Origin of the sequence: Streptomyces sp. ISL-11 (genome assembly GCF_018614525.1) — a bacterium.
In the GTDB taxonomy this organism is placed as follows: Bacteria; Actinomycetota; Actinomycetes; order Streptomycetales; family Streptomycetaceae; genus Streptomyces.
Genome location: NZ_JAGGOL010000056.1, coordinates 16,385 through 27,133, shown reverse-complemented (window position 1 = coordinate 27,133; position 10,749 = coordinate 16,385). Strand labels below are relative to the sequence as shown.

General features: G+C 70.6%; 9 protein-coding genes and 2 pseudogenes. 7 read left to right on the top strand and 4 right to left on the bottom strand.

The features are described 5' to 3' along the window. The 4 genes and pseudogenes from J7E86_RS31045 to J7E86_RS13825 all read left to right on the top strand — a co-directional run. Nucleotides 1-247: pseudogene (locus tag J7E86_RS31045) on the top strand (tRNA (adenosine(37)-N6)-threonylcarbamoyltransferase complex transferase subunit TsaD); the annotation flags it as partial. After that, a complete protein-coding gene (locus J7E86_RS13835; RefSeq protein WP_215081941.1) occupies nucleotides 244-876 on the top strand; it encodes a hypothetical protein in 633 nt (210 codons plus the stop codon). The pseudogene J7E86_RS31045 and the gene J7E86_RS13835, both read left to right, overlap by 4 nt. A gap of 379 nt (nucleotides 877-1,255) precedes the next feature. Continuing rightward, on the top strand, nucleotides 1,256-2,158 hold the full coding sequence (locus tag J7E86_RS13830; protein ID WP_215081940.1) for a hypothetical protein: 903 nt from the start codon (nucleotides 1,256-1,258) through the stop codon (nucleotides 2,156-2,158). A gap of 56 nt (nucleotides 2,159-2,214) precedes the next feature. After that, complete coding sequence (locus tag J7E86_RS13825; RefSeq protein WP_215081939.1) at nucleotides 2,215-2,793, top strand: Uma2 family endonuclease; 579 nt, start codon at nucleotides 2,215-2,217, stop codon at nucleotides 2,791-2,793. Nucleotides 2,794-2,824: 31 nt separating this feature from the next. On the opposite strand, the gene J7E86_RS13820 is transcribed toward J7E86_RS13825, so the two are convergent. From J7E86_RS13820 to J7E86_RS13810, 3 genes and pseudogenes are all read right to left on the bottom strand, one after another. Beyond that, nucleotides 2,825-4,465: an MFS transporter gene (locus J7E86_RS13820; protein ID WP_215081938.1), complete on the bottom strand. Its 1,641-nt coding sequence runs from the start codon at nucleotides 4,463-4,465 to the stop codon at nucleotides 2,825-2,827. A 153-nt stretch (nucleotides 4,466-4,618) separates the two neighbouring features. Beyond that, nucleotides 4,619-5,824 (bottom strand): methyltransferase domain-containing protein, encoded by a 1,206-nt coding sequence (locus tag J7E86_RS13815; protein ID WP_215081937.1) that lies wholly within the window; start codon nucleotides 5,822-5,824, stop codon nucleotides 4,619-4,621. An 88-nt stretch (nucleotides 5,825-5,912) separates the two neighbouring features. Then, nucleotides 5,913-6,409, bottom strand: a pseudogene (locus J7E86_RS13810) (N-acetyltransferase family protein). 160 nt (nucleotides 6,410-6,569) lie between these two features. Here J7E86_RS13810 and J7E86_RS13805 point away from each other — a divergent pair. From J7E86_RS13805 to groL, 3 genes are all read left to right on the top strand, one after another. Then, complete coding sequence (locus J7E86_RS13805; protein ID WP_308312583.1) at nucleotides 6,570-7,445, top strand: polysaccharide deacetylase family protein; 876 nt, start codon at nucleotides 6,570-6,572, stop codon at nucleotides 7,443-7,445. A 288-nt stretch (nucleotides 7,446-7,733) separates the two neighbouring features. Further along, nucleotides 7,734-8,042, top strand: coding sequence for a co-chaperone GroES (gene groES, locus J7E86_RS13800; RefSeq protein WP_215081936.1), 309 nt, complete (start codon nucleotides 7,734-7,736; stop codon nucleotides 8,040-8,042). A 125-nt stretch (nucleotides 8,043-8,167) separates the two neighbouring features. After that, nucleotides 8,168-9,790, top strand: a complete 1,623-nt coding sequence (gene groL, locus J7E86_RS13795) for a chaperonin GroEL (protein ID WP_215081935.1) — start codon at nucleotides 8,168-8,170, stop codon at nucleotides 9,788-9,790. 76 nt (nucleotides 9,791-9,866) lie between these two features. Here groL and J7E86_RS13790 read toward each other — a convergent pair whose 3' ends face one another. Next, nucleotides 9,867-10,640: an SDR family oxidoreductase gene (locus J7E86_RS13790; protein WP_215081934.1), complete on the bottom strand. Its 774-nt coding sequence runs from the start codon at nucleotides 10,638-10,640 to the stop codon at nucleotides 9,867-9,869. Nucleotides 10,641-10,749: the final 109 nt, after the last annotated feature.

Here is a 10,749-nt window from a genome sequence, read left to right as displayed (position 1 = left end):
GTGCACGGACAACGGCGCGATGGTCGCCGCGCTGGGCTCCGAGATGGTGGCACGGGGCCGCGCGGCGTCGTCGTGGGACCTGTCGGCGGACTCGTCGCTGCCGGTCACGGAGCCGCACGTACCGGCGGCGGAGGACGAGGACGGGCACGGCCACCCGCACTCCCATTCCCACTCTCACTCCCACACGCACTCGCACTCGCACGACCACGTGCACGAGCTGAGCCGGAAGAACCTCTACGAGTCGTGAGGACCCTGCCTCCGCCACCGCCCCCCGCACACCTGCGCACCTGGCCCGACCGCCCGGCACAGCTCGCGGACCGGGCCAGGGCGATCCACCACCTCGTGCACACGGCACTCGACCCACGACGTCTGCTGCTCCTGTGGCTGCTGACGGGTCTGTGCATGCTGGGCTGGGTGTTCGCGGTCCTGGGACTGGAGACCGTCGCGGACGGCGGCGTGGCCCGCTACGCGTACGCCCCGGCCTTCCTCGTCCTCGCGCTGTGCGCGGCCGTGCCCTCGGCGCTCGGCATCCGCAGCGGCCTGAAGAAGGACCGGTTGATACGCGGACGGCTGCGCCGGTGGGCGGCCCTCGACCGCGACCCGTCCGGCGACGCCGCGTTCCGCGCGGCCGGGCTGACGCGCTTCTGGCTGCTGATGTCGGTGCTGCCGTCGGTCGCCGCCGTGTGCGTGGGCGGCTCGTACATCGCCGAGGTCCTGACCGGCCCGCTGCCGGGGATCAACGGCTCGACGCTCGCCTACGCGGTGGGCCTGACGGCCCCTCTGGCCGCCACGGGAGCCCAGGGCCTGGCCAAGGCCCTCGCCCACCGGGCCTGGTACCGCAGCCTCTCCCTCACTCCGGAAGCCCGCCACCGCTGAGCCGGTCCGCCCATCCGTGGCGGCGGTGCTCATACGGCTGCACTTTCCTGGGTGTCGTCGACCGCATTGCGGACAACTTCCGGAGGCATGGGCGCTGCGGTGTGCTGAGTGGAGCGCTCCCGGCGATTCTGCCGGGCCTGAGCTCCGGGTGCCGGGCGCCGGGCTCTGGGTTCCGAGCTCTGCTTTCAAGGAATGGGAGGTGGGTTCAACCCCACCCACCCTCCCTGCCAACCCCCGCGCATACCACGCGAGTTAACTTTCGGTGATCGGGTTGCGACGACGCGTCGCCGCGCCCTAGCGTTCGTCGCAACAAACGACCCCGGCGGTGTTAGCAGCACCAACCGGGGTCTGACCTACAAGATCGAAAGCACTCGATCCCATGGCTGACGCCGACTTTAACGCTGCCCCGCGCGCCGCGCACCCCTACCCCACCGCCAGCCCCGGCTACGGCAAGCGCACCGCCCCCGGTCAACCGCCCCGCCGCCGCGACGACTTCGCACACCTGCCCGCCCGCGAGGCGTCCATCGCCGCGTTCATCGATCGGCTGCCCGAAGGCGCGGCGATGGATGCGAAAACCCTGGCGGCCAGCATCCCCGCGTACGGCCAAGCGGCCTGCCGTACCGCGTTGAACCGGCTCTCGACGGCCGGTCATCTGCGGCGGGTGACGGAACGCCGAAAGGGTGACAGCGGGAGCCTGCACTGGGTGACGCGTACGTACTTCTCCCGTGCCGCGCGGGACGACGAGTGGTGGGCGGCGTTCCAGGCCGGGAACGTCCCGAAGGCCACGCCGCAGGCGCAGCCGCAGCCCGCTGCCAAGCCGAGCCGCTCGCAGGCGTACGACGTGCTGGCGTCCGTGGGCCGGGCCGACCCACGGATGACGTTGTCGGCGGCGGACTGCCGTGATCTGGAGGAACTGGCCACGGAGTGGTTCGCGCGAGGGGCGGGCGCGGCCGAGCTCGTCAGCGCGCTGACCGCGGGCCTGCCACCGGAGGTCCACCACGCGGGTGCACTGGCACGCAGGCGCCTCATCGACAAGATGCCGCCGGAACCGCCGTCGGCGGTGGACCCGGCGCCCGGGTCCACCCGCACGATCCTCCGCGTCATGGAGTGCACGATCTGCCGCACGCCCGGCCGTCCGGAGGCCCTTCCCGGCGGCCTCTGCCGCGACTGCCGGGGCGAGGCCCGGCCCGACGACTCCGACGACCTTCTGGCCGCCCATGTCCGGACCCATATGAGCCGTCTCCGGGCGGCCCTCCGAAATCGCGAAAGGAGCAGCGCGTGACCTTGCGGTACGCGCCCCCCGATGTGGGGGCAGGATGGGAGCGAGAAGGCGACGCCATGACCCGCAACATCGCTACCGGGCAGCAGATGTCCGTAGAGGACTTCGAGCAGCTCTCCCGCACCTCCCCGGAGACCGTTCGGCTGGAATTCATCAACGGAAAGCTAGAGGTCAAGCCGGTGCCGGACGGAGATCTCGGAGCGATCGTCATGTGGCTCCTCAAGCAGTGCATGCAGCAGCGGCCCGAGCTGGCGCTGTATCCGGAACAGGGCTTGAAGGTCGAGGACTATCGCTCCGGCCGTGCCCGGCCGGACGGTGCGCTCGCACCTGACGAACACTTCGTCGGCCAAGGCGAGTGGGCCGAGCCCAAGGGCGTCCTGATGACCGCCGAGGTCACCTCGCACGACCGTGACACCGACCGCCGTGACCGCAGGGAGAAGCGCGACGGCTACGCGGCCGCCGGGATCCCCGTCTACCTCCTCATCGACCGCGACGAATGCATGGTCACGGTCTACAGCGGGCCCAGGAACGGGAAATACCTGCACCGGGTGTCGCACCCGTACGGCGAGAGCGTCAAGCTTCCCGATCCGGTCGGCGTCACCCTGGAGACGGAGAAGCTGAAGGACTACACCCACTGATGCAAACGGCTGGGCCGTGGCCGTACGGCTCCTACCCGTCCGGCCGTGGCCCGCTCATCCCCGAAGCGTCCGCGTCCGACGTGGAGGACAGCGCGGCCCGCTCGCCGTTCGCCGCCGTATCCGGCTCACCCCGCAGCCGTTCCACATCCGACGGCCGTACCTGGATCGCCAGCAGGGCGATCACCGCGGCCAGCACCGTGAATCCCGCCGCGACGATGAAGGCCGCCGAGACGCCGGAGGTCAGGACGTGGTCCGCCCACGGGCGCGGCAGGCTGCCGGTGCGCTGGAACGCGAGGCGTTCCGCCGGTGTGGCCTCGCCCAGGAAACGCGGAACCTGATCCTTCGCCTCATTGCGGCTGGCCGTGCCGAAGACCGTGACCAGGATGGACAGGCCCAGCGAACCACCCACCTGCTGCGTCGCGTTGAGCAGACCGGACGCGGCGCCCGACTCGCGCGCGGGGACCCCGGAGACGGCCATCAGCGTCAGCGAGACGAACTGCATGCCCATGCCCAGGCTGAAGACGAGCATCGGGCCGAGGATGCTGCCCAGGTACGTGGAGTGGACATCGGTCAGCGTCAGCCAGCTCAGTCCGGCCGCGGCCAGGAGCGCGCCGATCACCATGAACGGCTTCGGGCCGTACTTCGGAAGCAGTTGGGAGGCGAGCCCCGCGCCGACCGCGATGACGGCGCTGACCGGCAGGAACGCCAGACCGGCCCGCAAGGGGCTGAATCCGAGGACGTTCTGCACGAAGAGGGTGAGGAAGAAGAACATGCCGAAGATCGCCGCGGCGAGACTCAGCATGATTCCGTACGTGCCCGCCCGATTGCGGTCGGCGAACATCTTCAGCGGTGTGATCGGCTGCTTCGAGCGCCGCTCGATCAGAACGAAGGCGGCGAGCAGGACCACCGCCGCGCCGAACGACGCGAGCGTGAAGGTGTCGCGCCAGCCGTCCTGTGCCGCGCGGATGAATCCGTAGACCAGCAGGGCCATTCCCAAGGTCGCCGTCAGCGCGCCGGAGAAATCGAAGTGGCCGGAATGGCGCTGCGATTCCTTGATGAAACGGGGCGCGGCGAGAGCGATGAGCAGACCGATCGGCACATTGACGAAGAGCACCCAGCGCCAGTCCAGCCATTCCACGAGGATGCCGCCCGCGAGCAGACCGATGGCGCCACCACCGGCGGAGACCGCGGCGAAGACACCGAAGGCCCGGTTGCGTTCCGGGCCCTCGGTGAAGGTCGTGGTGATCAGTGCCAGGGCGGTCGGTGAGGCGATGGCGCCGCCGACGCCCTGCAGCGCGCGGGCGGCCAGCAACTGCCCGGAATTCTGTGCCAGACCACCGAGGAGGGAAGCGAGGACGAACAACAGGACACCGAGGATGAAGACCCGGCGCCGGCCGAGGATGTCACCGGCCCGGCCACCCAGGAGCAGCAGACCACCGAAGGTGAGCGTGTAGGCGTTGACGACCCACGACAGGCTCGTGGTGGAGAAATGCAGCGAATTCTGGATGTGCGGCAGCGCGATGTTCACGATGGTGATGTCGAGAACCACCATCAACTGGCATGAGGCGATGACGAGAAGCGCCATTCCGTTCCCGCCGCCGCGCCCGGCCGTGGTGCCGCCGGTATCGATACCGGCGGCAGCGGGGGAGGGAGGAGGCTGAGAGGTCGTCATGGCGCAAGATGTCCCGTGACAGGGAGGCGGTGGGCGCCCCTGCGTTCCACCGTAGGCCCCGGTCGCGGACCCGGCCATTCGGGTGAATGGCGTCTGAAACGGTGAAGGCCACGGTGACGCCGTTACGCCCTTACGCCGTAACCCGTGACGCGATTACGCCTTCGCCGGATGTCCCAGCAGCATGGCCGGGGCGCCCGCCACCCGCGTGAGCACGATCGTGCAGGAATGGGGGCCGGCGAGCTTGAGCTTCTTGCGCAGTTCCTCCGGCTCCACCGCCGAGCCGCGCTTCTTCACGGTCACGACCCCGACCTCGCGCTCCCGCAGCAGCGCCTTGAGCTTCTTCAGGTGGAACGGCAGCACATCGGTGATCTCGTACGCCGTCGCGTACGCCGTCTCCGTCAGCCGGTCCGACGTCACGTACGCGATCGTCTCGTCGATCAGGCCGCCCGCCAGTTCCCGGGCGACGTCCGCGACCAGGTGCGCGCGGATGACCGCGCCGTCCGGCTCGTAGAGGTAGCGGCCCACGGGCCGTACGGACGGGTCGGGCAGGCCCGCGCCCACCAGTGAGCGCGTGCCCGGCAGCAGCGTCGCGCGCCGGGCGCCGGCCGCCGTGCCGAACCACAGCACGGCCTCCTTCACGTCACCGCCGTCCGAGATCCACTCGGCCTCGGCGTCCTCCGGGATCGCTTCGTGCGGAACACCCGGCGCGATCTTGAGTGCGGCGTGCGGGGCCCGGCGGGCGGCATCGATCGCCCAGGACAGCGGCGGCGAGTACGCCTCGGGGTCGAAGATCCGGCCGCGCCCGCCGCGCCGCGCCGGATCGACGAAGACGGCGTCGTACGAGGAGGTGTCGATCTCCGCGACGTCCGCGCAGCGCACCTCGATCAGTTCCGACAGTCCCAGCGCCGCCGCGTTGGCCCGGGCGACCTCGCAGGTCAGCGGGTCGCGGTCGACGGCCAGGACGGATACGCCCGCGCGGGCCAGCGCGATGGCGTCGCCACCGATGCCGCAGCACAGATCGGCGAGGCGGCGCACGCCGAGCGCCGCGAAGCGGGCGGCGCGGTACTCGGCGACCGTCTTGCGGGTCGACTGTTCGACGCCGTTCGGGGTGAAGAACATGCGGTAGGCGTCGTCGGCGCCGAACTTCGCGACCGCGCGCTGCCGCAGCCGCGCCTGGCCGAGGGCCGCCGACACGAGCTCGGCGGGGTACGAGCGGCGCAGCCGGGTCGCCGTGGCGAGCTCCTGTGCGGGGTCGTGGTCGCGCAGCTCGTCGAGGAGCCGGCGGCCCTCGTCGGTCAGGAGGGCGGCGAAGGCGGTGGTGGCGTCGGGCTGCGTGTTCGGTGCGGGCACGTGTCTCATTCTCGCCGAGGCGGAACGGGTGCGGCGGCGGGGGAGCGGAGTGACGGCTGTGACGGCCCGCTCGGACGACCCCGCTCGGACGACCCGCTCAGACGACCACGGTGCTCCGGCGTTCGACGAGCAGGACATCCCGCCAGACACCGTGATGGAGGCCGATCCGTTCGCGGGTGCCGATGACGCGGAAGCCCGCGCGCCGGTGCGCGGTCAGGCTCGCCGTGTTCTCCGGGAAGATGCCCGACTGGACCGTCCAGATGCCGGCCGCCTCGGTCGAGGCGATCAGGGCGTCCAGCAGCCGGCGGCCCACGCCCCGGCCGCGGGCGGCGGGGTGGACGTAGACGGCGTGCTCGACCACCCCCGCGTACGCGTGCCGCTCGGAGACGCTCGCGGCGGCGGTCCAGCCCAGCACCCGGCGGCCGTCGGCCGGGCCGAGGGCGACGAAGCGGTGGCCGGGCAGCTTCCCGGCGTCGACGCCTCCCACGAGGGCGCCTTCGTCTCGAATGTGGCATTGCCCTCGTCCATGCCCGCCTGGTAGATCGCCAGCACCTCGTCGGCGTGCGCGGACGTCATCGGTGCGATGAGGGGCATGCCGGTTTCGCCTCCTGGGGGTCGGGCCCGCGGTGTCGTCCGTCCACGGAGAGAGATGGGCGGCGGCGGCCGGGCCGAAACCTTACCGACGCCGCGGCTTCCCACCGGTCCCGGCGGCCCAGGACCGACTGTGCCGAACACATGCACAACAATCGAGAGAGTGAGCCCGTCTATATCCGGCCTCCGGGCCGTCCTCCCCCCGCTGTCCGCCGCCCTCCTGCTCGCCGGTCTGCTCTCCGGGTGCTCCGGCTCCTCCTCGTCCGGGCCGGCGAAGGCCATGCCGTCCGCCCGTACGAGCACCGGGGCGCCCTCGCCGGCCGCCACCGCCCCGGACGCGGGCGCGTACCGCCGCTGGGGGCTGGACAAGCCGCTCGCCGCGCCGCCCGCGCCACCCGCGAAGAAGCTGACCGATGGAATGCGGGCGGGGGAGACGCCCAAGGTGATCCGGCGGGTGCCGACCAAGGACAAGGTCGTCTTCGTGACCATCGACGACGGCGCGGAGAAGGACCCCGAGTTCGTGAAGATGGTCAAGGACCTGAAACTTCCGATCTCGATGTTCCTCACCGACGACATCGCCCGCGCCGGCCGCGGCTACGCCTACTTTGACCAGCTGAAGGAGCCCGGCGACGGGGTACGCAACGGCGTACACAACCACACGCTCTCGCACCCCAACCTGCGCACCCTGGGCCCCGACGCGCAGCGCCGCGAGATCTGCGGACAGCAGGAGGCGCTGGAGAAGCGGACCGGCACGCGCCCGCCGCTCTTCCGTCCGCCGTACGGCAACTACAACGACGCGACGCTGGCGGCCGCGGGCGGCTGCGGGGTGAAGGGGGTCGTCCTGTGGGAGGCGACCATGCAGATCAACGACATGCGCTACGCCCAGGGCGAGGGGCTGCGATCCGGCGACATCGTGCTCGCCCACTTCCGTGGGCCGGGAGAGCTCAAGGGCACGTCCATGACGCGGATGGTCACGAACATGCTGCGCAGCATCCAGCGGCAGGGCTACACGGTGGCGAGGCTGGAGGACTACGTCTAGCAAAACCGGCGCAACGGTGGTGCGGCACCCCGAGCCGTAGATCCGACCATTGCCGCCGACGGTTCGCAGCCCCCAGAACTGGGAAGATCCTCCGCGCCGCCGCGCGAGCGATTGGCACTCCGCTTGACCGAGTGCTAACCGCGTCATAGTCTCGGCTCCGTTGGCACTCTCCACCTGGGAGTGCCAAACACGGCGACGGGCAGATCCGGCACCCGCGACGACGGATCCGACCTGGTCGCCACCTCAGACAGTTAACCCCGTGAGATCTCCGAAGGGGGAGGTCGGATCGTGACGACCGCCAGCTCCAAGGTTGCCATCAAGCCGCTCGAGGACCGCATTGTGGTCCAGCCGCTCGACGCCGAGCAGACCACGGCCTCTGGCCTGGTCATCCCGGACACCGCGAAGGAGAAGCCCCAGGAGGGCGTCGTCCTCGCCGTTGGTCCGGGTCGCTTCGAGGACGGCAACCGTCTTCCGCTCGACGTGACCGTCGGCGACGTCGTGCTCTACAGCAAGTACGGCGGCACCGAGGTGAAGTACAACGGTGACGAGTACCTCGTCCTGTCGGCCCGCGACGTTCTCGCGATCGTCGAGAAGTAGCCGAGAGCCGGGGTCACCCCCGGACTCGTACTCACCCAGCTGTTTTTGATCTGCGCCCCGGGTTCCCGCGTCTAAACAACCGGGCGCCCGGGGCGCAGTTCGTTTGAGAGGACTTGAAGCAACTCATGGCGAAGATCCTGAAGTTCGACGAGGACGCCCGTCGCGCCCTCGAGCGCGGCGTCAACAAGCTGGCCGACACGGTCAAGGTGACGATCGGCCCCAAGGGCCGCAACGTCGTCATCGACAAGAAGTTCGGTGCCCCGACCATCACCAACGACGGTGTCACCATCGCGCGCGAGGTCGAGCTCGACGACCCGTACGAGAACCTGGGCGCCCAGCTGGTGAAGGAGGTGGCGACCAAGACCAACGACATCGCTGGTGACGGCACCACCACCGCCACCGTGCTGGCCCAGGCGCTGGTCCGCGAGGGCCTGCGCAACGTCGCCGCCGGCGCCTCCCCGGCCGCCCTGAAGAAGGGCATCGACGCCGCGGTCAAGGCCGTCTCCGACGAGCTGCTCGCGACCGCCCGTCCGATCGAGGACAAGTCCGACATCGCCGCCGTGGCCGCGCTGTCCGCCCAGGACAAGCAGGTCGGCGAGCTCATCGCCGAGGCGATGGACAAGGTCGGCAAGGACGGTGTCATCACCGTCGAGGAGTCCAACACCTTCGGCCTGGAGCTCGACTTCACCGAGGGCATGGCCTTCGACAAGGGTTACCTGTCGCCCTACATGGTCACCGACCAGGAGCGTATGGAGGCCGTCCTCGACGACCCGTACATCCTGATCCACCAGGGCAAGATCTCCTCGATCCAGGACCTGCTCCCGCTGCTGGAGAAGATCATCCAGGGCGGCGCCAGCAAGCCCCTGCTGATCATCGCCGAGGACGTCGAGGGCGAGGCGCTCTCCACCCTCGTCGTCAACAAGATCCGTGGCACCTTCAACGCCGTCGCCGTCAAGGCGCCCGGCTTCGGCGACCGCCGCAAGGCGATGCTCGGCGACATGGCCACCCTCACCGGTGCCACCGTCATCGCCGAGGAGGTCGGCCTCAAGCTCGACCAGGCCGGCCTGGACGTGCTGGGCAGCGCCCGCCGCGTGACGATCACCAAGGACGACACCACCGTCGTCGACGGTGGCGGCAACTCCGAGGACGTCCTCGGCCGCGTCAACCAGATCAAGGCCGAGATCGAGTCCACGGACTCCGACTGGGACCGCGAGAAGCTCCAGGAGCGCCTCGCCAAGCTCGCCGGTGGCGTCTGCGTCATCCGCGTGGGTGCGGCCACCGAGGTCGAGCTCAAGGAGAAGAAGCACCGTCTGGAGGACGCCATCTCCGCGACCCGCGCCGCGGTCGAGGAGGGCATCGTCTCCGGTGGTGGCTCCGCGCTCGTCCACGCCGTCAAGGTGCTGGAGGGCGGCCTGGGCAAGACCGGCGACGAGGCCACCGGTGTGGCCGTCGTCCGCCGCGCCGCCGTCGAGCCGCTGCGCTGGATCGCCGAGAACGCCGGCCTGGAGGGTTACGTCATCACCTCCAAGGTCGCCGAGCTCGACAAGGGCCAGGGCTTCAACGCCGCGACCGGCGAGTACGGCGACCTGGTCAAGGCCGGCGTCATCGACCCGGTCAAGGTCACCCGCTCCGCGCTGGAGAACGCCGCGTCCATCGCGTCGCTGCTGCTCACGACCGAGACCCTGGTCGTCGAGAAGCCGGCCGACGAGGAGCCCGAGGCCGGCCACGGCCACGGTCACTCCCACTAGTCGTCGCACCGACGCACCGAGGCCCGGCACCCCTTCGGGGGCGCCGGGCCTCGGCCGTTCCGTGCCCCGCCCCGGGCTACTTCGGCCCGTACCTGCGGCCCGTCGAGGACGACGCCCGCGACACCGCGCCGCGCGGCGCCAGCCGCAGCAGACCCGTGAGCGCCTTGTAGCGGGGGTCCGGAATGGACAGCGTCTTGCCGTGGCCCAGGTCCCGCAGCGCCGCCGAGACCACCTTGTCGGCGTCCAGCCACAGCCAGCCGGGGACGTTGTCCGTCCCCATCCCGGCCCGCTCGTGGAACTCCGTCCGTACGAAGCCGGGGCACAGCGCCATCAGCCGCACCCCGCTGCCCGCCAGGTCCCGTGCCACGCCCTGCGTGAACTGCACGACCCACGACTTGCTCGCCCCGTACGTGCCCCGCGGGGTGAACGCGGCCACCGACGCGACGTTGATGACGGCACCCCGGCGGCGCTCCCGCATCGTCTCCGTCGCCGCCGACGTCAGCCGCAGCACCGCCTCGCAGTGCACCTTGAGCATCTTCAGCTCGTCGGCGAGCGGCACCTCCAGGTAGGCGCCCTTGTTGCCGAAGCCGGCGTTGTTGACCAGCAGATGCACCGGGCGGGCGGTGTCGCGCAGGCGGGCCTCGACGGCCTCGATGCCCTTGTCGTCGGCCAGATCCGCGCTGAGAACCTCGACCTCCACGCCATGGCGGTCGTGCAGTTCGGTCGCCTGCTCGCTCAGCCGCTCCTCATTGCGGGCGACGAGCACCAGATCGTGACCGTCGCCGGCCAGCCGGCGGGCGAACGCGGCGCCGATTCCGGCGGTCGCTCCTGTGATCAATACAGTCGTCATACCGGCACGGTAGGGGGTGGGGCGTGCGGATGGGCATACCGCGGGGGGATCGGGTGATCTTCAGGCCACGTCGGGTCGTGGTCTGTGGGGGCGTCAGCAGCGGAAACGG